Source organism: Vibrio parahaemolyticus (assembly GCF_900460535.1).
Lineage (GTDB): Bacteria > Pseudomonadota > Gammaproteobacteria > Enterobacterales > Vibrionaceae > Vibrio > Vibrio parahaemolyticus.
The window spans coordinates 390,679-417,549 of the sequence record NZ_UHIL01000001.1 but is presented as its reverse complement, the minus strand read 5'-3'; the positions used below and the strand labels follow the sequence as shown (position 1 = coordinate 417,549).

General features: G+C 42.4%; 24 protein-coding genes and 2 pseudogenes. 9 read left to right on the top strand and 17 right to left on the bottom strand.

Annotated features, from left to right (window positions below; genetic code table 11):
- The first annotated feature begins 196 nt into the window (after window positions 1-196).
- Entirely contained in the window at window positions 197-1,063 is an 867-nt protein-coding gene (locus tag DYB02_RS02175; protein ID WP_015296114.1) for a YicC/YloC family endoribonuclease, read from the top strand.
- 69 nt (window positions 1,064-1,132) lie between these two features.
- Here the strand turns inward: DYB02_RS02175 and DYB02_RS02170 are convergent.
- The 4 genes and pseudogenes from DYB02_RS02170 to DYB02_RS02155 form a co-directional block, all read right to left on the bottom strand.
- Window positions 1,133-1,360, bottom strand: a pseudogene (locus DYB02_RS02170) (helix-turn-helix domain-containing protein); the annotation flags it as partial.
- A 79-nt stretch (window positions 1,361-1,439) separates the two neighbouring features.
- Window positions 1,440-2,417 carry a glycosyltransferase family 2 protein gene (locus tag DYB02_RS02165; RefSeq protein WP_020839954.1) on the bottom strand — a complete coding sequence of 326 codons (978 nt, stop codon included), beginning with the start codon at window positions 2,415-2,417 and terminating at the stop codon, window positions 1,440-1,442.
- A complete protein-coding gene (locus tag DYB02_RS02160) occupies window positions 2,417-2,764 on the bottom strand; it encodes a GtrA family protein (RefSeq protein WP_020839953.1) in 348 nt (115 codons plus the stop codon). Before DYB02_RS02160 ends, DYB02_RS02165 begins: the two co-directional genes overlap by 1 nt.
- Window positions 2,765-2,769: 5 nt before the next feature.
- A complete protein-coding gene (locus tag DYB02_RS02155) occupies window positions 2,770-4,341 on the bottom strand; it encodes a DUF6056 family protein (protein ID WP_021822591.1) in 1,572 nt (523 codons plus the stop codon).
- A 490-nt stretch (window positions 4,342-4,831) separates the two neighbouring features.
- Between DYB02_RS02155 and DYB02_RS02150 the strand changes: the two are divergent.
- Both DYB02_RS02150 and DYB02_RS25860 read left to right on the top strand, forming a co-directional pair.
- A pseudogene (locus DYB02_RS02150) lies at window positions 4,832-4,948 on the top strand (endoribonuclease YicC domain-containing protein); the annotation flags it as partial.
- 167 nt (window positions 4,949-5,115) lie between these two features.
- Window positions 5,116-5,610, top strand: coding sequence for an integrase arm-type DNA-binding domain-containing protein (locus tag DYB02_RS25860; RefSeq protein WP_021451737.1), 495 nt, complete (start codon window positions 5,116-5,118; stop codon window positions 5,608-5,610).
- A gap of 657 nt (window positions 5,611-6,267) precedes the next feature.
- On the opposite strand, the gene DYB02_RS02140 is transcribed toward DYB02_RS25860, so the two are convergent.
- The 7 genes from DYB02_RS02140 to DYB02_RS02110 form a co-directional block, all read right to left on the bottom strand.
- Window positions 6,268-7,418 (bottom strand): IS3 family transposase gene (locus DYB02_RS02140; protein WP_104411411.1). Its coding sequence is split into 2 segments (ribosomal slippage): window positions 6,268-7,181 and window positions 7,181-7,418, totalling 1,152 coding nucleotides; the frame shifts between segments, so codons are not numbered across the junction.
- A gap of 232 nt (window positions 7,419-7,650) precedes the next feature.
- Window positions 7,651-7,929, bottom strand: coding sequence for a YkgJ family cysteine cluster protein (locus tag DYB02_RS26070; RefSeq protein ID WP_077345713.1), 279 nt, complete (start codon window positions 7,927-7,929; stop codon window positions 7,651-7,653).
- On the bottom strand, window positions 7,926-9,632 hold the full coding sequence (locus DYB02_RS02130) for a hypothetical protein (protein WP_029804667.1): 1,707 nt from the start codon (window positions 9,630-9,632) through the stop codon (window positions 7,926-7,928). The genes DYB02_RS26070 and DYB02_RS02130 overlap by 4 nt, the downstream gene beginning before the upstream one ends.
- 60 nt (window positions 9,633-9,692) lie before the next feature.
- Window positions 9,693-10,757 (bottom strand): hypothetical protein, encoded by a 1,065-nt coding sequence (locus DYB02_RS02125; protein ID WP_021823304.1) that lies wholly within the window; start codon window positions 10,755-10,757, stop codon window positions 9,693-9,695.
- A 2-nt stretch (window positions 10,758-10,759) separates the two neighbouring features.
- Window positions 10,760-11,152, bottom strand: coding sequence for a tellurite resistance TerB family protein (locus DYB02_RS02120; protein ID WP_021822252.1), 393 nt, complete (start codon window positions 11,150-11,152; stop codon window positions 10,760-10,762).
- The gene (locus DYB02_RS02115) at window positions 11,133-12,119 is read right to left on the bottom strand and encodes a helix-turn-helix transcriptional regulator (protein WP_077345712.1); all 987 of its coding nucleotides are present in this window, start codon (window positions 12,117-12,119) and stop codon (window positions 11,133-11,135) included. Before DYB02_RS02115 ends, DYB02_RS02120 begins: the two co-directional genes overlap by 20 nt.
- Window positions 12,120-12,455: 336 nt before the next feature.
- Entirely contained in the window at window positions 12,456-12,785 is a 330-nt protein-coding gene (locus DYB02_RS02110) for a hypothetical protein (protein ID WP_020904359.1), read from the bottom strand.
- Window positions 12,786-13,194: 409 nt separating this feature from the next.
- Here DYB02_RS02110 and DYB02_RS02105 point away from each other — a divergent pair, with 409 nt between their 5' ends.
- Window positions 13,195-13,884, top strand: a complete 690-nt coding sequence (locus DYB02_RS02105; RefSeq protein WP_029804665.1) for a GGDEF domain-containing protein — start codon at window positions 13,195-13,197, stop codon at window positions 13,882-13,884.
- A gap of 157 nt (window positions 13,885-14,041) precedes the next feature.
- Here the strand turns inward: DYB02_RS02105 and DYB02_RS02100 are convergent, their stop codons facing one another.
- From DYB02_RS02100 to DYB02_RS02075, 6 genes are all read right to left on the bottom strand, one after another.
- On the bottom strand, window positions 14,042-14,467 hold the full coding sequence (locus DYB02_RS02100; RefSeq protein WP_005458957.1) for a phosphate-starvation-inducible protein PsiE: 426 nt from the start codon (window positions 14,465-14,467) through the stop codon (window positions 14,042-14,044).
- Window positions 14,468-14,596: 129 nt separating this feature from the next.
- Window positions 14,597-15,436: an ABC transporter ATP-binding protein gene (locus DYB02_RS02095; RefSeq protein ID WP_021822504.1), complete on the bottom strand. Its 840-nt coding sequence runs from the start codon at window positions 15,434-15,436 to the stop codon at window positions 14,597-14,599.
- 36 nt (window positions 15,437-15,472) lie between these two features.
- Window positions 15,473-16,330: an ABC transporter ATP-binding protein gene (locus DYB02_RS02090; protein WP_021823357.1), complete on the bottom strand. Its 858-nt coding sequence runs from the start codon at window positions 16,328-16,330 to the stop codon at window positions 15,473-15,475.
- 9 nt (window positions 16,331-16,339) lie between these two features.
- On the bottom strand, window positions 16,340-18,166 hold the full coding sequence (locus DYB02_RS02085) for an extracellular solute-binding protein (protein ID WP_005458972.1): 1,827 nt from the start codon (window positions 18,164-18,166) through the stop codon (window positions 16,340-16,342).
- Between the two features lie 38 nt (window positions 18,167-18,204).
- Window positions 18,205-19,248 (bottom strand): ABC transporter permease, encoded by a 1,044-nt coding sequence (locus DYB02_RS02080; RefSeq protein WP_015296095.1) that lies wholly within the window; start codon window positions 19,246-19,248, stop codon window positions 18,205-18,207.
- Window position 19,249: 1 nt separating this feature from the next.
- Complete coding sequence (locus DYB02_RS02075; protein ID WP_029804662.1) at window positions 19,250-20,275, bottom strand: ABC transporter permease subunit; 1,026 nt, start codon at window positions 20,273-20,275, stop codon at window positions 19,250-19,252.
- 820 nt (window positions 20,276-21,095) lie between these two features.
- Here DYB02_RS02075 and DYB02_RS02065 point away from each other — a divergent pair.
- From DYB02_RS02065 to DYB02_RS02045, 5 genes are all read left to right on the top strand, one after another.
- On the top strand, window positions 21,096-23,696 hold the full coding sequence (locus tag DYB02_RS02065; RefSeq protein WP_005458992.1) for a TonB-dependent receptor plug domain-containing protein: 2,601 nt from the start codon (window positions 21,096-21,098) through the stop codon (window positions 23,694-23,696).
- Between the two features lie 72 nt (window positions 23,697-23,768).
- Window positions 23,769-24,533: a DUF3450 domain-containing protein gene (locus DYB02_RS02060; RefSeq protein WP_005496754.1), complete on the top strand. Its 765-nt coding sequence runs from the start codon at window positions 23,769-23,771 to the stop codon at window positions 24,531-24,533.
- Window positions 24,534-24,536: 3 nt separating this feature from the next.
- Window positions 24,537-25,898, top strand: a complete 1,362-nt coding sequence (locus DYB02_RS02055; protein ID WP_021822144.1) for a MotA/TolQ/ExbB proton channel family protein — start codon at window positions 24,537-24,539, stop codon at window positions 25,896-25,898.
- 9 nt (window positions 25,899-25,907) lie between these two features.
- The gene (locus DYB02_RS02050) at window positions 25,908-26,435 is read left to right on the top strand and encodes a MotA/TolQ/ExbB proton channel family protein (RefSeq protein ID WP_005458945.1); all 528 of its coding nucleotides are present in this window, start codon (window positions 25,908-25,910) and stop codon (window positions 26,433-26,435) included.
- A gap of 25 nt (window positions 26,436-26,460) precedes the next feature.
- A complete protein-coding gene (locus tag DYB02_RS02045; protein ID WP_005458951.1) occupies window positions 26,461-26,868 on the top strand; it encodes an ExbD/TolR family protein in 408 nt (135 codons plus the stop codon).
- Window positions 26,869-26,871 lie beyond the last annotated feature (3 nt).

Below are 26,871 nucleotides of genomic sequence, written 5' to 3'. Positions count from 1 at the left end.
ATGAGGAGAAGACGATTTGGTTGGGCGAAGATTATAGCGGAATCGATTTCGGATTCCTAGGTCACAGCTTCACTCCCTCTAAACATTTCCTGGGAGCATATTTGCGAGACACAGATGTAAGACATCCCGCGCACCTCTTGCCGCTCCGTGATACACTCTCTAGGTAATTTTCAAAAAATGAAGACAGGAAAATTCGATGATTTACAGTATGACTGCGTATGCGCGCAAAGAAGTAAAAGGCGACTGGGGCTCAGCGGTATGGGAAATCCGCAGTGTAAACCAGCGTTACCTAGAAACCTATTTCCGCATGCCAGAACAATTCCGAGCTTTAGAACCAGTTCTACGCGAGCGTTTTCGTAAACGTCTAGCGCGAGGAAAAGTGGAATGTAGCCTTCGTTTCGAAGCGAACCCTGCAGCAAAAGCCGAGCTTAGCATCAATGAAGCGTTGGCAACCCAAGTGATTAAAGCTGCTGAACAAGTTATGCACATGACTGGTGAGCTTAGCCGCATCAATCCATTTCAAGTCATGCAATGGCCTGGTGTGATGGAAACTCCTGAGCAAAACATGGATGAGGTCAACAAAGAGCTGCTTGCTGCATTTGATGAAGCAATTAGTGAATTTATTGAAGCGCGTGGCCGTGAAGGCGACAACATGAAAGCGCTGATCGAACAACGCCTAGACGCGATTACCGCAGAAGTGGTGAAAGTTCGTGCTCGCATGCCTGAAATCCTAGAATGGCAACGTGAACGTCTATTCTCAAAATTTGAAGATGCGAAAATTGAACTGGATGCTTCTCGTGTAGAACAAGAGCTTATCTTGCTAGCGCAAAAGTCAGACGTTGCAGAAGAGCTAGATCGTCTGGATTCTCACGTGAAAGAAACGACCAACATCCTGAAAAAAGGTGGCGCAGTCGGTCGTCGTCTGGATTTCATGATGCAAGAATTCAACCGTGAGTCAAACACGCTCGCTTCTAAATCGATCAGCACCGACATCACTGCGTCGGGCGTTGAACTGAAAGTTCTGATCGAACAAATGCGCGAGCAGATCCAGAATATTGAATAAAGGTTTTTGAGTATCTTTGAGCTAACTTAATCTTAACAGCCCCTGTAAATAGGGGCTTTTGGGGACTCATTTAACTTGTGGTACAACTTGTTGAATTCGACGCTTGTCTGTCTCTTTGATTATGTGCCAATGAACTCCTGTCATTTGGGCGATATGCTTAATTGGCAAAAGAGGCAGCAACTGTTCGATATAGCTTCGCAAGCGATTAATGATACGAGCATAAGGCTCCAACCAAGATTACTGTTCTGTTTTAATGCCACAGTTACTGCACTTAATACGTCGAGTTGTAGTGGTCAACTAAAATTGATCACGGTTTTAGAGCGATGCCTTAGTCTTTTCCCATCAATTTGTTTTGGATGAAGTTGAGCTTGATATATTACCTAACAGATTTAGAGTCATCAGAAGAAGAGTTCGGTAAGATCTCCTCTTGTGTAGCCTCATGAATAGACTCGATCACATATTGAGGTCTTGCTTTTACTTCCGTATAAATGCGCCCTACGTATTCACCAAGAATACCGATAGTAATCAATTGAACCCCTCCGAGAAAAACCATTACCGTGATCAGTGATGCATAACCTGGGACATCAAGACTAAATAGAAGCTTTTGAATGATAATAGAAATTCCATATAGGAATGATAGAAATGAAATACCAAACCCAACGTAGCTTGCCAATTTTAATGGTGACGTACTAAAATTAGTAATTCCTTCTATCGCTAGATTTAATAATTTGAAGGTATTAAATTTTGTTGTTCCGGCACTTCTCTCTGGTCTTTTGTATTCCACTATCACAGGATCAAACCCAGGCCATGAAAGAAGCCCTTTCATAAATAGGTTTTTTTCTTGCAGGCTGGTGATGATATCTACAATACATCTATCCATTAGACGAAAATCACCAACATTTTCCTCAATCTTTGAATGAGAAAGCGCATTATGCACCTTGTAAAAATAGTTGGCTGTGACTCGTTTCAGCCAGTGATCCCGACTTCTATCGCCTCTTTTGGCTAAAACCATCTTCGCTCCGGCTTCCCACTTGTGATACATGGTTTCAATCAGTTCAATGGGATCCTGAAGATCAACATCCATCGGAATGACAATGTCTCCGCGACTATGTACTAAGCCACAGAATAGCGCTGGCTCCTTTCCGAAGTTACGAGAGAAGTTGATTAACCGGACATTGGTATCTTGTGCTACCAGTTCTTCAATCAATTGAGCCGTTTTGTCTGCGCTGCCATCATTAACAAAGATAATTTCAACATTTTTTGTTTTGAGAAAGCAGTCATTTCTGGCTGCATGATAAAACGTTTCAATAGTTTCTTGCTCATTAAAAACAGGGACAACAAGAGAAATAAGCATCATTTTTCCTTTTTAAAAAGAAACTTAGAAAACCTATAGCCAATAACTAAACTCAAGGCAGAGAAGGTAATCAATGAAATAAGTGATGGCAACATCAAGTAATCGCCAAAAGAGCCGATTAAGTAGCTTAAAAAGCCCATAAACAGTACGTAAACAGCATACTCAGCTGGTTTATATTGAGCTTTAAATGTGAATTTGGCGTTGAGCAAGTAAGAGCAAGATACAGCAATGCTAAATGCAACCAAATTGCTGATGCTTTGGACATAACCCAAAGCTATCAGAAAAAAAAAGCTAATAAAGTGAACGCCGGTATTCACAAAACCGACTAATGCGTAACGGGTGAACATTATAGTTATGGTGTTTTCTGCAATTTGATTAGATATTGAATATAGTCTTTAAACGAAACGTATTGAGTCGACTGTAATTGAGTCACACTCTCGATTTCTTGATATTGAGCAAAACAGCGATTGGCGAAATTATTGTCATCAGGAGACAATGTACCCCAATCATAAAATCTCTTTGATTTCATCAACTTGTACTCTTGACTAATAAGCATCTTATCCTGACTTGAAAGGACTGATACTGGCTTAGTAACAAGCGCATATTCTGTTATACGTAAGCCAATTGTTTGAAAAGTAATTAAGCTAATACTTAAGAAGAATAACGGAATGATTACATACGCTCTTATTTGTGGTTTCCACATTACTTGAGCAAAAATTGACAACATAAGCGCACATATTACACAAGCAGTAAAATATGCTCTACGCGTAGGAATTACACCAACACTATAAGAAGAAACATCAATAATAAGAATACAGTGAAGGAAAATAAGCATGATTGCTGCAGAATGATGCTTAATACTGATCTTTGTTTTTAAAAGAAATACTAAAGCAATACCGGAAATCAGAAAGTTAGCAAATAGAATTGCTCCACCGAAAGTATCTCCTGGTGGTCGGGTTTTATTAGAAAATAGCATCCCCAATAAGAGCACTAATACGCCAATATAGCCAAATATCCATTGCTTTGAAGTAATAGGCATAAAACGGTGTTGAGACTGCAACTTAAACACAAAATAAGTACTAGTAATAGAGGCCAGTGTAACAAAGTAATTCGTTTGGTTCATCGACTTACCAAGAGCATTCAGGTAGTGAGAAGCAAATGTTGGCAGCTCTAAGGTGTAAAGCCAAGTAACCAGTTGACCTAAAGAAACGTAATCATCAAATCCTTGAGATCGGATAGCCGTACCAGGTGCGATATAAAGGGCTAAAAAGCCTGTTATATAAAAAAGTGCTGGGACGGTGAAGCGTATTTTACTCGATTGATGTGTTGTTTTTCGATAGAACATGATTGTCACATGAATTAAACAACCTAGAGCCCCCAAATCAAAACTGCTCATACCGGCAGCAAAACTTAGAAGACAAAATAGCACCACCACTAGTGGGTTAGCACGTTCGTACCAGCTAGTAGCCCCGGCATAATGGTATCGATAAACAACAAAATGAAGTAAACACAAGGCCAGTGACCAAGCATAATTCATCGCCCCAGCACGCCATAAAAACACAGCGCCAAATACGGTGGATAATGACAGTAGAGTGAAGAAGGTGATAATAAACAAACTGTCATCTTTTGTATTTCCCTGGCGAGCAAACAGAAGTGGAAATATAGTGCCAATAATGATTGCGAATACAAATGAATTGACGACTGCGAAAGACGATCCTGTTAAACCTGTTAAGAAAACAGATAGTAACTCCCCCGTTCTGGCATTCCATGATGTATAAGAGTGAATTACCGCCTCGATATTTCCGGATGAAAGAAGGTGGCAAAAGTCATCTGAGATGAGAGGAAAAGCCAGATTGAGGCAAAACATAAAAGCCACAAGAAATACTGTAGTGACTAAATATCTACTTCTAACTAGGTTGTACATGATCGGACAGCGTTCTTTTTAAATATGTTGCGCAATAGTACGTCATATCATTTTAGTTTGCTAGAACTGGTAAGGCCACAATACAATAAGCAGTTGATAATTATATAATTGAAAATATTCATCATGACCGGAGAACGCAATCCCAAAAAATCTATAATCCAAACTGTAGAGCAAGTCACTCGCACCGGCCTCCAAGCGCTTAGGGGAAAGCGACAAATCGTTGTCTGATTACGTCATCACTTTTTATTCAACGGCTGACTCCAAGGTTGGATAATCCTTACTCCGTTCACTCTCTCTGAGTCAAGGCACAATTTCTGACAAAAATAGTACGCTCAGGGCAAAGCCGCTAGCCATTTCCATTAGCCACACCGCCAACTTGTAGCCCTGAATAACAAAACAATTAAAGTAGCTACTAAGATCACATAATCGACCATATTGTACAGTACACCTCAGGTTCAGCGAATCGCCTTTCCTTATAAACAAGACAGCCGACCGTGAGTCAAACACGCTCGCTTCTAAATCGATCAGCACCGACATCACTGCTTCGGGCGTAGAACTGAAAGTTCTGATCGAGCAAAGGCGCGAACAGATCCAGAATATTGAATAATTTCCAATGCTGTATTTTTACGAGTTTAAACAACGAAAATACAGCAACTTAGACAAGATAACTTTCCACCACAATATTCTTTAATACGCTATTAACCACCACCAACTGGTGGTTAACGTGGTGGGTAAATGATATTCACCGAGATCATACACTACTAAAGGTGGGTTATGGCTAAGTTGACGGTTAAGAAAGTAGAAGCACTCATTAAATCTGGTGATGGTAAAACACAACGTCATGCCGATGGAGAGGGCTTATACCTTGTGGTTCCAGCATCGGGTACCGCAAGCTGGATGTTACGTTTTTCCTCCAATAAGAAACGCCGTGAGATGACACTTGGTAAGGTCAGAGATCTCTCCTTGGCTAACGCCCGTCTAGAAGCTGCTACTAAAATGAAGCTGGTCCGTGAAGGCTTTGCCCCCCTTTTACAACGTAAACGCGCAGAACAAGAAAGTATCAAAACCGTTAACGACCTATTCGAAGATTGGTACCCAACCTTAGTTAAGCGCCTTAAACACCCGAATATCCCCAAACGTGTCTATACCAAAGACATCGCGCCCCACATCGGTGACATCCCACTCGATAAAATTACAGCCCGTGATATTCGCACCGCGATCACTGCGATTAATGACTCTGGCCGCCCAACCATCGTCAATGACGCCTAGGTCACTGTAAGCAGCTTTTTAACCATGGAATTAAGCTAGATCTTCTTCAGGGTAATCCGGCTTCTGCTTTCACTGTGAGAGACGCTGGCGGCATTGAGCAAAACAAAGACCGATCATTAAGTGAGGCAGAGTTAACAGCATTTTTTCGTGTTGCTAGAGAAAACAGCACCAACTTTAGCCGCGACAACTATCTAGCCTGCACGCTCTTAGTTTGTTTAGGGGGTCGTAAATCCGAATTATGTGAAGCGAAATGGGAATAATTTGATCTAGAAGAAGGCTTGTGGCACTTACCAATGGAATAGTAAAACCAATGTAGGCTTTACCATTCCATTGGCACCACAAGTATTGAAATGGTTTGAGGAGTTGAAGATAAGAGGCTTTGGCTCTGAATATGTGTTTCCCAGTAGACGAGCCAGTAAACGCCCCTACATGGGCCCAGATACGCTTAACCGAACCATTACCAAGCTATTTGGACATGAAGCTGGTAAAAAGAAGCAGCCACCCAATCTAATGGATGATATACCTCACTTCACCGTACATGACCTAGGCCGTACCTGAGTTACATTGCCTGCAAAACAAAGTACTCCCGGCCATGTGGCCGAGAGATGTTTGAATCATAAGCTAAAGTGGGTAGAAGGTATTTGAATAACCACCGAGTCAGTAGACACTAGTTAGTCTTCTCTCATATTGCTTCTCATACTCTACAAGCGACAATTGATTATTGGAACCGTGCCTGCGTTTTACGTTGTAGAACATCTCAATATATTCAAAGATATCCATGCGAGCATCTTCCCGTGTAGAGTAGATTTTTCGTTTAACTCGTTCTCTTTTCAGTAACTGGAAAAAACTTTCTGCCACAGCATTATCGTGACAATTACCTCGACGGCTCATACTGGCTTCCAGTCCATGTTGCTTTAAGAACTTGTTCCAGTCGTGACTCGTATACTGACTGCCTTGATCTGAATGTACGAGCTCCTTTTGGCTTGGAGAACGGCGCCATATAGCAATTAAAAGCGCATCCAAAACCAACTCTTTAGTTATTCGACTTTTCATCGACCAACCAATCACTCTTCTAGAAAAAAGATCGACAACAACGGCAAGATACAACCAACCTTCATGTGTTTTTATATAAGTAATATCGGTCACCCACGATTGGTTTGGAGCCGTTGGATTGAACTCTCTGGCTAATTTGTTAGCCGAAATGACATGTTCAGTACCCGCTTTAGCTCTGGGTTTACGATACCCGCGTTGTGACTGTAAGCCTTCTCGTTTCATCAAGCGATGTACTTGGTTGATTCCACAGAATTCCCCTTCATCTCGTAGGTCACTGTATATCTTCCGATAGCCATAAACCCCACCTGATTCCAGCCAAAACTGTTTAATAAGTCCGAGAAGATACTTACGCCGTTTCTCTTGTTTGCTGTCAGGGTATTTTAGCCAGGCATAAAAACCACTTGGATGAACCCCAAGGATTTTACACATCCGTCGAACAGGCCAAACTGACTGGTTGGCTTTGATAAAGGCGTACCTCAGTCGGACTGGCTTGCGAAGTACACCGCGGCTTTTTTTAGTATATCCCGCTCTTCGGTAACTCTTTGCAGTTCTTTCCGAAGCCTACGAATTTCGGCACTTTCATCAGATTGAGCTTGGTGTTGGGAGGAGTCGGGACCGTAGCGCTTCACCCAAGCATAAAGACTATGGGTAGTCGTCCCTAAGCGGTTGGCAACATCAGCCACACTATGACCTTTTTCCGTGACCTGTTTTACCGCTTCAATTTTAAATTCTTCTGGATATCTTTTGCTGCTCATAAGCACCTCTCTGTTAGTCATTTTGTCTAACTAAAAGGTGTCTATCAAGTCGGTGGCTATTCAGTGTTTCTATGACAGACCGAACTAAAACACGGCTAACATGGTTAGTGGAGCAGGATGACTCCAATATCAGCGATGTAATCAAGAAACTTATCGATGAGAAGTATGAGCAGCTTAAGCTTAAGTAAGTGAAACTTGCCATAGATATGCTGTTTTGTAGAACACCTTATGTTTATGCCAACTTATCAGGCAAGCTCTCACATATTGATAAATTTATATCAATAAACGCCTGCCAAGTATAAGTAGAAGCATAATGCCTTCTATACTGTAGTTCCACTCGACAAATATCCGGTCTCGTGTCATAGATACGACATTGTTTATCTTCCACATTGAGATGACGGCAAATGCCGTCACCTCGGTCCAAGCTCTTGGTCTCTGCGGATAAGTCAACATTCGCACAACATTTACCGCATGAATAGCAAGGGAAAGGATTTAAGGTAACTTGGTTCATAAACTCATCAACCAAGCTCGAGTACTATCAAGGTTGTTGTCTTCAAAAGGTAACTCTATCTCTCTTCGACTTACTTCTTTCGACAACATCATACTTCTTTCGTATTCACAACTAACAAATTCTAAGTTGTCGACAAGTCCAGCCAGTTCATCAGGTGAAAGATTAAACTCAACTTTGGAAAGCTCAATCAAGTATCGATCAAGTTCAGCATTTACCGTCTGGAAGTATTCCAAGGTTCTCTTTTCTGCTGACTTAAACTGATCTAGGTAATCCCATACTTTTCGCATTAATTTACTGTGATCTAAAAAGTATGTGATACCAATAGTCATTATGCCCGTAGCCACCGCACTAACAAACGAGGCTAGTTCAATACCGAGAGGAAATGTCATCAGCGAGGCTAATTGCTGGTTAAGTATCACTCCCATTGCAACCGCAACACCAGTAGATAAAATACGTGTAACTTCTCGCACCAAAGCGCCAGGGCTAAGTCTCTGCGGATTAAAGAACAAGACTTTAGCAGCCGAAACTAAACTTGACCAAGTTTCACGGAGGAGTTTTCCAATCAACTTTTGGGTGGTGAAAAAGATGTTCATTATGGTCGAACTTAAGCTAGACAAGGCACCCGCTAAAGCCCCGTTTTTAAACTCTTCCAGAATATCTTTGAATCGAGTTTTGACCCTATCCCAAATTTTTAGTGCGGTAACCTTTAGCTTATTTAAGAACTTATCAAGTGTGAAATTTTCTTCTTTATCTTTAAATAGCTGAGGGATTACATCTTTTATTTCAAACCAAACTTCGGCAAAAACAAGCCCCAAAGCCTGTCGAACCCCCATAGCGAAACCAGCTTTACTAGACGCCATCGCAGTACTCTTAAAAAACTTACTGCTGGTATAGTAAGTGAAATTGATCTGCTTATCGTACTGCAGTCTTGCTCTCTTATCCGCCTCACGCATTTTATCTTCATCAAGACTCTCAAGAACAGCAACCTGTTCACTTTGCTTGGTGATTTTATCTGCTAGTTTACGTTTTTCATGCTTTTGCTGTTTAGTTTCCGAGGGCATAGAAGCCAAACGCAGTTTATCTCTTTCAATATTGTTACGCTTGTTCTCAATTGCCCTTGGTACAACGGTTCCTAAGAAATCATCCATAGAATGATCTGACTTGAGGTTGTTGATGTAATAATGTGTCGATTGAAAGTTTGAGTTCTGATTGGCAAGTTCTACGCCGTCTAGTCCTGCAAGCACTCTTCCCGCATCATTATGGACTTCATGCGATGAAATGATGTGGTCTAGTTGGCGTTTTTCATCCTGAGACATAAGCTGGTTACGATATTCGTCTGGCAAATTACCATCATGTTGCAGCTTTTTGTCTTCCTTTCCCTTCGCCTTATAATTCTGATGAGAGTGGTAGCGATCTTCTCTTTTGGGTTTGTTCTTTCTATCAGTTACGATACTTCCGTCAGCATGATGTTTAACTGGTTTGTAATCCCCTTTATTCGCATACTCCGCTTGAACACTCTTTGAGACATAGATTTCAGCATCACCTTTTTGGTGCTGGCGAACATTGTGAACGGTTGCAACATCGCCACCTTTTTTGTCTTCAAAAAGTAAAAAGTCCAAACCGAACGTCGTTACTAAACTTTTAGTAACCGTCTTATTTAGTTCATCGACTAGTGCGAAGTGTTGTGAATTTGTTTCTGACATACCATACAGCTCCATTGAAAAGGGAGAGAACCTCCCTTTATATCTCTTCGAGAACAGTACTTACTTGTGAGTATTACTCGACTTTGCAAGCGTAGCTTTTATTCCAGACTCATTGATCACTTGCATTCCATCGCTATCGGTTTCGATTTCAACGATGTTTTCATCATTTAACACCACATTACCCTGTGCATCTTTTTTAGGTTTAAACAGCGGTGTTGTAATGATATCAGTGAGGATTGCTGCAATTTGGTAGCCATTTTTAATTAGAAGAATTACTTCATCTTCAAATTTGGAAATATCCGTTTTGTTCGAGATCAATTGTTCAAAAGCTTTTAGGCTATCAAAGTACTCTTTAAATATTGAATACAGACGATCTATTTCTGCGTAAATCCTATCGACATATAGCTTAGTTTTGGCCAATTGTTTGCGCCCCTGCACCATCTTACCTACAGCTTCGTTAACTTCAGATCGAGTTTTTCTTGCATCGCTCAATGCTTCTTCCGCATGAGAGGCAAAAGCCCACCCAGCAATCGCCATAATAGGAGCTGCAACAACACCACCAAGAACCATCGCACCTCCAGCCATACCGAAGCCACCAGCAGCAAGGGAACCTCCACCAATAGCGGCCATAGTTGCGTTGTATGCAGCAGCGCCAGATAGAGCGGCAATCGGTGTTCCTGTTGAAGCGGCAGCCATAGCCATAACGCCACCGTATACAGCATATGCAGCGGCAGCACCAGCAGCACCAGCTCCAGCGACCTTACTCATGTAAGCTGTTGTAGATAACGCGAGACCATCTATCTCATCAAGCTTATGCTGAGGGAAGTCAATTTCTAGGTCTTTAGAGTTGGATTGGTTCAATTTAACTAAAAGCTTTTCTGCAATAGTTCTGAACTCTTTAAAATCGTTACCAACTTGTAGTTGAAACTCACCGAGGCTGGTTAAACTTTTATTTGTCTGTTCATTCTGTTCGTCAAAAACAGTTCTCTCTTCATCGTACTTTCTCTTTGCAGACTCAATAATATCGTTTGCTTCAGACTTATCTTGATACCCATCGTAGCCTTTTTTAGCTCCATAACTTGCTGCTGCAACAGCAGCACCTGCTAAAATAAATGGTAATGGCATGCTTATTTCTCCAAAAATTTTTCTGCTTCGAGCACAAGAGCCATCTGGCGCTGAACCCAATCCTTTAACTCTTCTATGATTGACAAGTCCACATTCAGGCTTTCCGCTACACTTTTTATGAAATTGTCTTCACTTTCTTCAATTACCTGATCCGCGTAAGCAACACCAACTAATTCAATTAGAAACGCCATTTTCTGCGCCTTTTCTGAAAAGATCGCAGAAAGCTTTTTAATATCAAACGCTTTACCTAAATTGACACTGTTGTTACATTGAGCAGTGATTCCCTCCAAAAGTAGAGTTTCTCGTTCATCAACGTATCCATCAGCTGCAATTAACTCCTTAGAGAAGTAATATAATGCGGCTTGTTGTTCATCATTAAGGTGCTGAATAAACATTGCTATTTCCTTTCTTTTTATAGATGTTACAGACGTCTGTTCCAAAGCTCTTAAGCCACTTATCAAGTAAGAATGAATCAATGACTGTGGCTGATACTCTATAGGTACTTCCCAACTCTTCTATGACTTGGTCTTCCGATAACGGTGTCTCAACAAGGTGGTATCCTGCCTGTTTATCTATATCAAACTGAACTCGACACAACTCTCCCTCGCCAAAACCAAATCTTCCGTCAGAATCGTATTTAGCCAACGAAAAGCTCTCCGGTCTCTTGAAATTAAATGACGAAACTATCGCATCATTTATACGATGAACGGCTAAGCTTCTTTCATTGTTGAAACCGTCAAACCGGCACACTAGATAAAGTCGAACTCCTTGTTGTGCAAGGCCGAGCGGCATAACTGTAGATGTTCTAACTTGCTTATTGGCATTGTGATAGGTTACGGTCAATAAACGATCTTCATACAATGCCTTACTTATATTTTCCAAAACTTTGTTATCAATTTTTGGCGCTAGAAGAGGTTGAGACTCTCGCACTACTTTGATTTTATCTTTCCAAACACGATCTTTATGGTTTTTAGGGTCAAACTCGAGGTTATACCTAGCCTCCGTAAAGTGAGGTATTAGTGACTGCATTACATCTTTTGGTAGCAGTAACTTTAGGTGCTTCTCTGCTAAAGCCAAGAGTAAAGATTCATGAGCATTAAGTGAGCTCACTCCTAGTGCGTGACTATTTCTATCAAAACTGTACCCATAAGGCTTAGAGCGAGTATCCCTATCTATGGGAAAGTGTTCACTCAACATCTCTAGATTGCGTTGTATTGTTCTTATATCTCTCGAAATGCCTATTACTTCTAATTGCTCTCGTATTTCTAGAGCCGTTATCTTTCTGTGCTTAGGGATTCGTTTAAGTATTTCAAGCACAAGAACTAATGAGTCTTGTGTACTTTTTCTTTTCGACAAAGCCAAGTTATTCCGTTGTTTAAATCTATCGTGACATTCGTTCCATAAATGAGAACATCGATACTATACATGTGAAACTAATCCATCATGTGACTTAATGCACACAAATTATATTTGATTCCAGCGACAAGTTGTGTCGCACAAATATCAACCAGAAAAAGTTCAAAAAATAACGAATTTTACTTCGGTATACTGATCTCAGAGGTAAGTTAGTGACTGTCAGCTACAAAGTCAGCACGTTAGAGGAGAATGAGATCGAAACATCGAAGGAGGGGGCTAAGTTGATGTCGTTATCCCTCCCATAACCTTGTGCTCATGAGAGGGTAGCGAAAAGTAATAATATTATCGCTCTAAATTATCTATAGCTCTAATCAAGCTTTGTGCTTTCTGGTCATTTTCAAAAGCTATTTTTTCTCTAAGATTAAGCAGGGCTTTTTTTGCTGCTTGATCTTTTGAAAATAGATTACCGTCTTGTAATGCAGCAATAGCAAGAGCCCTTTTTAAAGGCGAATTTTTGTCTTGCTGATTATTTCTATCATAGTAATCTCTGACGCGCTCACTTGGTGCTCGATTTACCTTTTCCCATTGTTCTAAGGTTTGAGTTAAAGCAGCGTCATTCACTGCCTTAACTGCCGATTTTCCTGCACTAACCAATGAATCGAAAAATCCCATAATGACTCCTTACCAACTGTTAATTCAACGTTGTTTATTTTGTAGTTAAACAATCTATCAATACGACTAAAACAGATAACCTTTAAAAGCCATGCTTCTGAGCTCATTGCACTCATAACTGAATACTCTTAATGATCCACTATAAAAGTTATTTTTGATAACCAATAGGCTACCAATAAAGATTATTAATTTTGCTTACACTTAGATAACTTACATATATAAGTGAAATACAAATTAATAAAATCCACAATAAAACTCCACTACTAATGCCACTGTCTACGATTGAATGCGACACATAATGTCGCAGCCAAAATGTTTCCAGCAATAGATTCATTTAACCACCTACTACGACATAACTTGCCGCATAACAAAGTAACCTAAGATCAATCAAGATATTGAAGGTAACGATATGTCAAAAAGTAAAGGCAACACTCATGCCCGTAGCATTTCTCTTATTGATGAACAAAACATGTCCCTCCCTAATAATGTTGGACTTAAAAACATACTAAAAAAAATTTCAGACTTAGAGATTGAAAATCAAAAACTTACAAATAGAGTTTTACTCTTAGAGAAGCGTTTAAGTGTTGATTTTTTGACTGGCTTATCTTCTCGTGATCAAGGCATTACACACATAGAGTCTCTAATTCAAGATAATGATATTGGAACTTTCTCACTGGTATTTATCGATTTAGATCAGTTGAAGAAAATTAACGACTCTGCTGGTCACGTTGTCGGAGATAGAATGATTGAAAGACTAGGTAATATCTTGAAAAAAATGCAACTACCAAAGCAGACGATAGCTAGGTTTGGAGGAGATGAATTCATTGCCATCCTCCCAAACTACGACCACCAAAAAACCACGAGTTGGTGTAACTGCTTACAAAAAAGAACTAAGCTTCAGGAGCCGATACGTATTGATGGACAGCATTTCTACCTTTCTGTTTCAGTTGGATCTTACGTGTACCATAAGGCAAGAGAGCCTGAACATTTAGATGCAAAGCAACTAATAGAGAGAGCAGACAAAGATATGTATAAAAACAAACAAAGTAAAAACGACTCACTCAAAAGTTATGTCTATAAAGAACCAGTCGGTGGGTAATGTGGTGGTTAAAAAATATAAAATAACGACTTAGACACAATAAATGTTGATATAAGTGAATTTTTACAAATAAATCAACATTCAGATCCAAAACATCGAATAATCTAAAAACATTTAGATTACATATTGAAAGCCCCGCTTAATGCGGGGCTTTATTTTATTCGTCTTTTTCCAAGGTTCGGTTGTCAACATACGGCCAATAGTGGTGTCCAACGCGAATCACCAAGGTCGCTGCCGCCAAGATAAACGCCGCAATAGAAAGCCAAACCACCAAAGTGGCATCCAACTCTTTCATACCTAAGGTGATGTAGCGAGCAATGGCCATCATCGCGATATAAATAGGATAGCGAACGGGGATCTTACCGTTCATTACAAACTGCTGCACCATCGCTAAAACTTCAAGATAGATGAACATCAATAAGATGTCCGTCAACAGCACTCGCTTCTCAACAAAAACATGAATGAACTCTTGAGCCATGGCATAAATAGTTGCCAAGGTAATAGCGACCAACAGAACCGCTTCTAAGATGTGGAACATCTTTAAAAATGGGCGACTGAACGATTTAGGTAAATTTGATGGCATAGCCAATTATCCAAGCAAAACCAAAGAGATAAGCTTTGAGTTTAGCATGCAAGATAAAAAAGGATACATAAGAAAAACGCCCCGTTTATTTAACGGAGCGTGTTTTCTTGAATGCGATGGTGGCACGGCTTACGCCACTTGCTGCTTTTTTTCTGCCACACGCTTTTTCTTGCGATATTTAGGATGGGTAATCGGAATCGCGGAGAGCAGTTTCTTGGTGTAATCGTTTTGTGGGTTCGCGTAAATTTCTTTCGCATTCCCCGCTTCCACCACTTTACCAAAGTACATCACCGCAACTTTATCGGAGACATGCTTAACCACCGACAAATCGTGAGAGATGAAGATGATGGCAAGGTTCATTTCTTGTTGAAGTTGTAGCAGCAAGTTGAGAATTTGCGCCTGAACCGATACATCCAGTGCAGATACTGATTCATCACAAATCAACAGCTTTGGCTTCAGTGCTATCGCACGAGCAATACCAATACGCTGACGCTGGCCACCAGAGAATTCGTGCGGATAACGGTTCACAGCCGTTTCAGGCAAGCCAACTTTCACCAACAGCTCTTTCACCCATTGTTTACGCTCTGCAGGAGTGCCTATTTTATGGATGATATACGGCTCTTCCAAAATCATACCAATGGTGTGACGCTGGTTAAGTGACTCCATTGGGTCCTGAAAGACAATCTGCATGTCTTTACGCAACGAGCGCATCTCTTTGACAGAGAGCTTTGTAATGTCTTTGCCTTCAAAGAAAATCTTACCTTCTGTTGGCTCATACAATTTTAGAATCGTACGTCCTAAGGTACTTTTACCACAGCCGGATTCACCAACGAGTCCCAATGTTTCTCCTTCTGAAACCGACAAGGAAACGCCGTCTACAGCTTTGATCGTGTAGCCCTTCTTAAACAGTCCTTTACCAGATACAAAGTGCTGCTTAAGATTTTCAATTCTTAATACTTCTTTGGCCATAACATCCTCTTTTATGACTTGTTCACTTTGCACCAGTTAGCTAGCAAACATGCTGGCATCGATTGGTTTGATATCAATCATCTGCTTAGGTTCGTTGTCCAAACTTGGCATTAAGCCCATCAAACGTTCCGTGTAAGGGTGCTGCGGATTGTCAAACAGCTCAAAAATCTCCGCTTTTTCGACAATACGACCACCATACATTACCGCAACGTCATCACACACTTCAGCAACTACGCCTAAATCATGGGTAATGAAGATCATTGCCATGCCCGTTTCTTCTTGAAGTTCATTCATTAGTTCAAGGATAGACGCCTGTACCGTTACATCCAGTGCCGTCGTTGGCTCATCACAAATCAAAATATCTGGTTTACATGCGAGTGCCATTGCGATCATCACGCGCTGACGCATACCACCAGATAGGTTGTGCGGGTATTCGTTGAGGCGCTTTTCTGGCATTGGAATTTTCACTTTAGCCAGCATTTCTACCGCGTAGGATTCGCGCTCTTTTTTACCTAGCTCAGGACGGTGTAATTCCAACACTTCGCACAGTTGGCGGCCAATGGTATGCACTGGATTCAATGCCGTCATTGGGTCTTGGAAAATGATCGAAATGCGGTCGCCGCGCATGGCGTACATTTCTTCCGCTGGTAGCGACACCAGATTGGTACCTCGGTAGTTAACTTCACCATTGACAATATTGCCGTAAGGCTTTGGCAACAGTCCCATGATGGACATTGAGGTCACGCTCTTACCACTGCCAGACTCACCAACGAGACCGAGCGTTCGTCCTGAACGAACATCAAAGTTCACGCCATGGAGTACTTTTACCGGGCCATCATCCGTGATGAATTCCACTTCGAGGTCTTTTACACTCAAAATTACATCGTTTTCCATAACACATCCTTACAGCTTATACGTGTCATCAACGACAACAACCGGTTCAAAGGTTTTACCCGACTTCATCGCTTTCTGGGTTTCTTTCTTCACGTCTTTGTCGATCCAATACGTGCCATCACCGATAATTCCGCCACTGAACAATGCTTCTGTCATTCGATTCATTGGTTTCTCTGGCAATTTCAACCAACGCCAGTGTCCATAACGAACGTAAGGCACCATGTAGCCAGTGACAATCACGTGAGCATCAATAATGTCTCGCTGAATCTCATGACCTAGTTGGATCTTCTTATCCATGTCCATGTTAAAGCGATACGCAATGATCTTTTCATCTAGCTCTGGCGTGCTGTAGTTAGTGAATGAGTTCGTTTGTGGTTTGTTCGCGTTCACGGAATGGAAGTATTCCCAATAAGTTGGGATTTCCGAAGTCCCCATATCGAAGAAAGCAAGTTCGTGTTTTTTCTCACGCACATACTTAAACATCGATGAACCATCAATCAGCTTCAGCTCAATGTCCAACCCTGCCAATTTTGCCTGTTCACGCAAGAAAGCAATACGCGGTGTATGAACTGGAGATGAGTACGTCAATTCAAAGCTCAAACGCTGACCTTTATCATTCACGCGAATACCATCGGAACCAATCTTATCGAAGCCCGCAGCTTCAAACGCTGCCGCCGCTTTTTCTGGTTCAAACTTTGGCGCTTTCACATCTGGTAACGTGTACTTACCATGCCCAAAGCCCGTTGGGTTGGGTTTACGACTGTAGTCTCCACGCATAACATTCTCGATCATGCCGTCGAAATCTGTCGCGTAAGTGATCCCTTTGCGAATGTTTAAGTCATCAAGTAGAGGCATGGCCGTGTTTATCCAAACGCCACCAGCACCAACTGGATATTGGTTGTAACCCCAGAACTTCTCAATATAACCCTTTTGATAAGGGGCAGTATTGGATTTGTCATGCCATAGACTTGGCAAAACCAATCCAAATGCGTCCAACTTACCTTTTTCGAAGTGCTTCATCGCAATATCACTATCGCGGATAACCGTGATACGAATTTTGTCGACGTTATAGCGATTCTCGTAGTACTTATTGGTATAACCCCACCAGTCCTCACCTACGTGCTTAAAGGTAACGCTTTTACCTTTTTTGACGTCGGCTAAATAATAAGCGCTGGTGGTTGGTTCACTTTTAAAGTTGTAGTAGCGCACAAAATCATCATGAATGCCGTCACCGTTCTCGTCTTTCTTCGGATTCGCATAGAAATGAGCAGGACGAGGACGTAGCGCCCCCATTCTCAACAACAACTCTTCTGGATTGAGCTCTTTCGCGGCCTTCACGGCGAAGGTGTGATCGTCAAATTTGATAACATCAGCAACCGTTTTGTTGTAATAGTCGTTGTACCAAGGCTCTAAAATGTCTTTCGAGCGGTAAAACTTAAGCATAAAAACAAAATCGTCTGCCGTGACTGGCTTGCCATCCGACCATTTAGCTTGTGGGTTCAGTTTGAAATAAACCGTTTTATTGTCACCCGCTAATGCCCACTCATTGGCTAGCTCAGGGATGAATTCAAGCGTATCTGGGTGGCGAACCACCAACCCTGGCGTTTCATCCAAGATGAAAGAACGTAAACCAGAGTTTGCATCAGGACCAACACTGCGTAGAGTCTGAGGAAAGCTCGACATGAAAGTGCGGTAAGTCCCACCACGCTTTGCTTCAGGAGAGCCATATTGAGGCTCATCCCAGTTCGTTTGCCAGTTTAAGTCAGTCGGTAGCGTCGCTGACATCGCACCAAAACTTAGGGCGCTTAGCGTGGACGCTAAAATTATTCTTTTCATAAAACTTCCCTTTTTTATGTTTTGCTCACAATGCATGCTTAAACATAGCGTGTGAATTTTTTCGGGTCGAATGCCGCTCGAATCGCTTCACCGATAAAGGTGACCATCACCAGTACCAGTACAATGGAAGTCACAACAGACGCCACAATCCATGGCGAGTCCAAGTTGGACTTACCTTGCTGCAGTAACTCACCCCAGCTTGGTGTTGGTGGCATCAAGCCTAAACCAAGATAATCAAGCGCTGTCAGTGCGGTGATGTTGGCAGCAATGGTAAATGGCGCCAAGGTAACAATCATGACCATGGTATTTGGCAGAATATGGTTAAACAGGATTCGGCCTGTCGAGGCACCTAACGCACGAGCTGCCATTACGTACTCGCGTGCAGATTCTTTATAAGTCATAGTACGCATGTACCATGTCATCCCCATCCATCCAAACAACACGTTGATGGCGACAAAGAGCGTGAAAGTCGGTTGAACGATGGACACCAAAATCATAATGACGTACAGGAATGGCACCATTGACCAAACCTCAATCAAACGTTGGACAAATAGGTCGAACTTGCCGCCCCAGAAGCCCATGGCGCAGCCTACAGCAGTACCAATAGCGTAGGACACCGCCATCGTTAACAACGCAAACCCCATCGCAGTACGGAAGCCATACACCAAGCGCGCTAAAATATCGCGACCAATAACGTCAGTACCTAGATAGTGTTTATTCTCAGCGCTTGGCGCGGTCGGAGGGAAATCGCCACTGAAGTCTTGTTCGTATGGGTTCCAAGGAACGATAGGTAGAATCACAAAGTTGTCCCCCCCCTCTTCCTCAAAGACTTGTTGGAGAACTCGGTAATCAGCTTCACTTGAAGAATCTTGACCAAACTCGCTACCTAAACGAACGTCACTGACAACCGGAAAGTAATAACTACCATCGTACTTCACCATCAACGCTTTACTGTTGATTAACAGCTCAGCAAATAGTGAAAGAATCAACATGATAGATAAGATCACAAACGACCAATAACCACGTTTAATTTCTTTAAAGTGACGGATTTTCTTTTGAGTTAATGGACTTACTTTAATCATATTACGCTCCAAACTTCACACGTGGGTCGACTAAAGCAACACAGATATCCGAAATAATATTGCCGATCAGCAGCAATACCGCGTTGATAGCAACGATGCCCATCACTACTGGGTAATCACGTTCCATAATGGATTCGTAACCTAATAAACCAATGCCGTCGATGTTGAAGATAACTTCGATCAAAAATGCCCCTGTCATGAAGAACAACAGTGAGTTGCCAAAGTGAGAAGCAATTGGAATTAAGCTATTGCGTAGCGCGTGTTTGCGTACCGCTTTCTTAAACGGCAAGCCTTTTGCGATCGCGGTACGGATGTAATCCGATGATAAGTTTTCCATCAGGTTATTTTTCATCGTCATAGTGAGCGTTGCGAAATCACCAATCAAGTAACAGATCAGCGGAAGCACAGCATGCCACATCACGTCTTTTGCGCGTTCAAAGAAGGTTTCATAGTCATCGAAATCATCACCGACAAAGCCCCCCATAGGGAACCATTCCAAGTGATAACTAAACAAAGTAATCAATAACACGCCAACCACATAGCCAGGCAAGGCATAACCGACGAATATCAAAATGGAGGAGGTAGAATCAAACACAGAACCGTGCTTGAGGGCTTTGTAATAGCCAAGCGGTATCGAGATGAAGTAGCTGATAAAGAAAGTCATGCCACCATAGAACAGCGAAACAGGCAGACGCTCTGCAATCATATCCGATACTGGTTCGTAATAACGCGTTGATTCACCAAAGTCCAACGTCACTAATCGACTCAACCAATCAACGTAAGCTTCCATCACAGGTTTATCCAACCCGTAGAATGCGTTTAGCTCAGCGATTTGCTCATCAGACAGTGCAGTATTGCCACCCGCTGACGTCATCGATGCTGCGCCGTCTCCCTGAGACTGCATTTGTGACAGCATGCGTTCAACTGGCCCACCCGGTACAAATCGAGTGATGGCAAAGATAAGAATGGTGATACCGAGAAACGTCGGAATGACTAACGCTAAACGGCGTAAAAAGTACGACAGCATATACAACTTGCTCCTTGTCTACTGTCCAAATTAGGCGGGTTTGGTGGGAAGTTTCCGGCCCAAAATGGTGCATATCTATCCGCGTAGTAACTAAAGCTGTTGAAACACACTCCCTGCGATTCAATAACTAGTTTTTTCTTCTACGGCAATAATTTCAGCGTCATATTTATCTTGAATCCACATCAGCTTCAAGTGTTTGAAACCAAAACATGACAAACTTCCTCCGATGTCGAAAAACAGAAATGTTTTTGTAAAAAATTATAAAAAACCACAAAAAGAATTCCTGCAGAATATCAATCTAGGCACTTTAGAGCCAAAACCCTATATAAAAATGCACATAGCAAGAATAAATAGACACATAAGCTGTGGTTACATTTGACTGAAAAATACGAGTGAGCCCTTTTACAGCAATGGGTATCATATTTTGATACCACCCAGTGCAACCAAGTCAACATGGTTAGCATTCGATAAAATTCCACCTTTAGAATAATTCACTGGATAAATGAGTATTTTCAGATTCAATTACCCGCTTAAAAACCATAGGCAATATATGTCATTAAAGTTTACAAGAAACACAAAATACGGTGTTTTATTAAAATTTGATCTCGATTTATAGAACCTACACAGTAAATTATTCCGTGATTTAAATCACTTTTAGTTGTTTACATCTTTTTTACATTTCCACATCTCCGTTTACCACTGGTTTGACTTCCTTTTTTCTTCTCGGTTATACATTGGCCGACCGTTAACGAAATATTAACGTCACATTTGGTCGCTATGCGACCAGACATAGGAAATAATAATAATCGGAGCAACAAGGATGTATAAAAACACAACCGCTTTATCTGTTGCGATCAGTCTTGCTTTGGGGACAGCGGCAGCAGTGGCCCCTCTAACAGCACAGGCAGAAGAGCAACAAGTCGAAAAACTTCAAAAGATGAAAGTTACTGGTTCGCGCCTAACGCGCGCATCTATGGAAGGAAGCACTCCAGTAGCAGTAATTGGTCGAGCTGAAATTGAACGCGCTGGTGACGTATCGATTGCCGATGTATTGCGTAAATCATCTTTTAACTCATTTGGTTCACACAACGAGCGTTCAGGTAGCTCTGCGCAAAGTCAAGCAACGATCTCTCTACGTGGCCTAGGTTCTGAGCGCACTCTCGTTTTGATCAATGGTAAACGTCTCCCTGGTTCCGCATCAATGGGTGGTGGTGCAGCAAACATCAACGTAATTCCGTCAGCGATCGTAGAGCGCGTGGAAGTCATGGCCGACGGTGGTTCTGCGGTGTATGGCTCTGATGCTGTAGCAGGCGTAGTAAACATCATTCTTAAAGAAGAATTTGATGGCATCAACGTAACCCTGGGGTCTGGTATTCCAAGTCGCGAAGGAGCTGACGAAGAAAACGTTTCAATTGTGCTAGGTACAAGCGGTGAGAAAGGTAACATCATGTTCTCATTTGAACATGACAGCAAAGACGAAATTTACCAACGCGATCGTGATTACCTAAGCTCAACCAACACTGGCTCTGCAAACTACTTCGATATGTCAGGCGTTAGTATTTACGGGCGTAACGTTTATCATGATGGTCAGTTGAAAGCACTTAAAGGCTACGACACAGACGCTTCGTGTGATCCTTCAAAAGGTTTTGTAGGGTTAACGAACTACCCTGGCTTAGGTGATATCTGCGGCTACGACTACACATCGGAAGCTGCTCAAACAGCATCTCTAGAACGCAACACCGTTTTTATGAACGGTAACATTTTCTTATCTGATGACACCACGTTTAACGCTCAGGTTCTTTTAAACCGAAATGAAAGCTTTGGACGCTTCGCGCCAGCGGCTGGTTATTTCGAAGTCGATCCAACAACTACTGGTGGCGCAGCATTCTTTGCCGAAAATGGCTTAGATGCAACTAAAGGTCCTGCTGCTGTTTATTACCGATTCAACAATGTTGGTACACGTGACAATAGTGTTACCGATTTCCAAGCAGACTTAAAAGCCGGCTTAGATGGCACACTTTACACAGATTCATTTGGTGAAGTCATTTGGGAAACTGGTTACCACCTAAACTTCTCGAATAGTAACGAAACTGGTACTGGCTATGTGTTCCGCTCTCCAGCTGAACAACTGGCAAACTCAGGTCAGTTTGTAAATGGCGAGTTCAGTGCCGATGCGACTAGCCAACTGTCAGCAGGAACAGGGCGCGAAACTCAAATGGAAATGCACCAAGTTTATGGTGGACTTCAATTTGATCTAGCAGAAGTGGGAAACATTGTTATCCCACTATATGTAGGGGCAGAGTACACAACTTACGACTACTTTGACCAATACGATCCACAAAGTGAAGCGGGTAATATCATTGGTAGTTCGGGGAACTCCGCTGGTGGTGACCGCGAAACATACGCAATTTATGCTGAATCTCTCATTGCGTTTACTGATGAACTAGAGATGAACATTGCAGCTCGTTACGACCATTACAGTGACTTTGGAGATGAAATCTCACCAAAAGTATCTTTCCGTTACCAGCCGTTAGACAACTTGATGTTCCGTACTGGTGCAGGTCTTGGTTTCCGAGCTCCAACCCTATCAGATCTATACGGAGCTGATAGCTTCTCATCTGACTATGCGAAAGACTACGTATTCTGTAGCCAGAATGGCATATCAGCTTCAGAATGTCCGGAAACTCAATATGACGTTACTCGCACATCCAATGAAGATCTGGATGCAGAAAAGTCTGTATCTTTTAACTTCGGGATCAGTTACTCACCAATTGACGACCTAGACCTGACTTTAGACTACTACAACATTAGCATTGATGACGTAATCACTCTGAATACGCTCCAGAGCATGATTGATCAAGAACGTAGTTCTGGTGTGTCGAATCCAAATATCGTTCGAGAAAATGGACGAATCAAAGAAGCTACTGCTGGACTTCAAAACCTAGGAACACTTGATACATCAGGTCTAGACCTTAAAATCGGTTATCGTTATGACTTTAATGTTGCAACAATCCGTTATGACTTTACAGGTAGCTACGTGCTTGATTACAGCTCACCAGAATACGTTGGTGGTCCTGTAAACAACCAAGTGGGTCGAAATGGTCTACCAGAATACCGTTTCAACACAGGTGTTGGCGTAAACTTCTTGGAAGAACATGACATCTACCTATCTGCTGATCACATCGCCGATCAAGCTCAAGATGTTGACGACAACTATAATAAAACTGGCCATATATCATCACAAACAACGTGGAACATCGCGTACAACTACTTAGCTCCATGGGATGCGAAGTTTACTGCTGGTGTTCGTAACTTAACTGATGAAGATCCTGCATTTGAATCTGATGGTGTAACTTACGATAAAGACCTATACAGCATTCAAGGCCGCGTTTACTTCTTGAAATACTCTCAAAACTTTTAATTAAAACCTTTGGCGCAGGAGTATTTCCTGCGCCCTATTCGACTGACTATTTACACTAACAAGGATGCTACTATGACGTTAAAGGAATTTGGCGTAAGTGCAGTTACTGCCGCGATTCTCTCGGTAAGTGGTGCAGCGATTGCTGCAGACTCTGGAACCGTAGTCGCCAATCAAGCACAAACAACGAAGTCTTCTCAAGCTTCTCAGCAAAAAATCGATACTTACGCTGAAAGCACAGAAGGTATGTTGGCAGAATATAAGGGCTTACTTCGTCAAATCGATAGTATGAAAGTCTACAACGAGCAAATTAATCGAATGGTTCAATCGCAACAGGGCGAACTGGACTCATTGAATAACCAAATTGCTCAAATCGATCAAACAGCAACAGAAGTTGTTCCTCTAACACTAAAAATGATCGATGCGCTAGATGAGTTCGTTACTCTCGATTTGCCTTTCCAAAAAGAAGAACGCAACAAACGCGTTCAAGAGTTACGCCGCCTGATGGATCGCGCAGACGTAACGACTTCTGAGAAATTCCGTAAAGTGATGGAAGCGTACCAAATTGAAGAAGGCTTCTCTCGCTCAATTGAGTCTTACAAAGCGAGCTTAGATCGTAACGGCGAAATCGTAACGTACGATTTCTTACGTATTGGTCGTACAGCACTTCTATTCCAATCTCCAGACGGCGGTGAAACAGGTATGTGGAACCAACAAACACGTCAATGGGAGACACTACCTGAAAGCTACCGTATTGCGGTACAGCAAGGCCTTCGTATTGCGAAGAAGCAAGCGCCACCAGCGCTAATCAAATTGCCTGTATTTGCTGGGGAGGAATAAGAGATGAAAGGATTCAAAACTCTAGCCGCTGGTCTACTAGCCAGCTTATTTATGGTTTGTGGCGTTCAAGCTGAAACCCCACAAACACTTTCTGAACTACTAAAAAACGTAAAATCAGAAAGCATTGTTGAATCAAAAGAAAACAAAGAACGCGAAGCTGTGTTCAAGCGCGATCGCGACCAACAAGCTGCATTATTACAACAGGCTCGTGAAGAGCTAGCTGCACAGCAAGCGCTTGGCGATCAACTAAAAGCCACTTTCGACGAAAACGACAAACAACTGACTGAACTAACCGAAACACTGCGTGTTCGCTCCGGTACCTTGGGTGAAATGTTTGGTGTGGTTCGTCAATACGCAGGCGAATTTAAAGGGCTGTTTGCCGCTTCGCAAAATGCCGTTCAGTTCCCAGAGCGTGATGCACTGCTGACGAAACTGGCAGAAAGTAAAGAACTACCATCAACTCAAGAGCTGGAAGCATTCTGGCACACTATTCTTCAACAAGTTGTCGTATCTGGTGATACATCAACAACACAAGCAACGGTTGTTTACGGTGAAGGTAAAGAAGCCGTTCGCGACGTAACGCTAGTAGGTGAATTTAACGCAATTGCAGATGGCAAATACGTCATTTACGTACCTCAAACTGGCAAGTTCGAAGAACTATCACGTCAGCCAAGCAAGAACATCACAAGCCAAGTGGCTGGTTTTGAATCAGCAAAAGGCACTTATGAGCCGCTATTCCTTGATCCATCTCGTGGCGTAATTCTATCGCTACTAGTACAGAGTCCTACCGTTCAGGAACGTATTGACCAAGGTGGTATCGTTGGTTACGTCATCCTAGCAATGGGCGCTGTTGGTGTCATCATCGCGCTATTGTGCTTCCTACGCCTTCAGATCATCGGTGGCAAAATGCGTAAACAGGCGAAATCAGACACAGTTATCCCTGGCAACCCTCTAGGTGAAGTTATCCAAGCTTACCAAGATCACAAAGGCGACAACCTTGAAGATCTGGAAGCGAAGTTGGACGAAATCATCCTACGCAATGCACCAAGCATTGAACGCTTTATCAGCTCAATCAAACTGTTTGCTTCTGTAGCACCACTACTGGGACTACTAGGTACAGTAATGGGTATGATTGGTACCTTCCAGGCAATCACGCTATTTGGTACCGGCGATCCGAAACTAATGGCTGGCGGTATTTCTGAAGCATTGGTAACCACCATGCTAGGTCTGGTTGTCGCAATTCCTCTACTGTTCCTTTACACCATCGTACACAGTAAAGGTCGTCGTTTGGTTCAAACTCTTGAAGAACAGAGTGCAGGTTTCATCGCTCGCTATCAGGAAAAACTACATAAAGCCGAAAGCTAAGGAGGCGTTATGTGGTGGTTAGTTGGAGAACTTGAATCAATTAGGCGCTTCTTGGGAATGGGTGGCGATGTACTCGTCGCTATCTTCATCCTCAGCTTCATGTTATGGGCAGTGCTGCTAGAACGCTGGTTCTACTTTGCCGCCGTCGCTCCAAGAGCCGCGAAAAAAGCCGTGACTCTTTGGAGTGAGCGTTCAGAACATCAAAGCTGGAACGCAAAGATGATCCGACAAGAAATTGTATCTCGTCAGGATATTGAGAATAAAAAGGGGCTACCAATCGTCAAAGTACTGATTGCACTTTGTCCCCTACTTGGCCTGCTCGGCACCGTAGTCGGCATGATCCAAGTATTCGACATCTTAGCGGTAACCGGAACAGGAAGCCCTCGAGCAATGGCCTCGGGGATCTCAAAGGCAACAATCCCAACTTTAGCCGGGATGGTGGCTTCTCTGTCAGGACTGTTCTTTAGTTCACGTCTTGATCATTTAGCCAAAGTCACAACGCAAAAGCTGGAAGATAAGCTAAAGCATATTGCCTGAGTAAATGGAATTAGAGGTATAGGTCATGAAAAGACGCTATAGCAGTGATAGCAGTGACGAAACAGCTATCGATATGACACCGATGCTCGACATCGTATTCATCATGTTGATCTTCTTTATCGTAACAACATCGTTCGTTAAAGAAGCAGGTTTGGAAGTAAACCGCCCAACAGCAAGCTCAGCACAAACCGTGAAGAAAGGGAACATTATGGTTGCCATCGGTGCCGCTGGAGACGTATGGGTTGATAAACGACGCATTGAAGTCGACGCTGTTCGCGCCAACATCGAACGTCTTCGCGCAGAAAGCCCTGATGGCGCTGTTGTTATCCAAGCGGATACCGAGGCCAATGCAGGGGTAGTCGTGAAGGTTATGGACCAGATTAAGATGGCAGGTGTCGAAAGCATCTCCATTGCCGCAACGAATAAGGATTAAGCT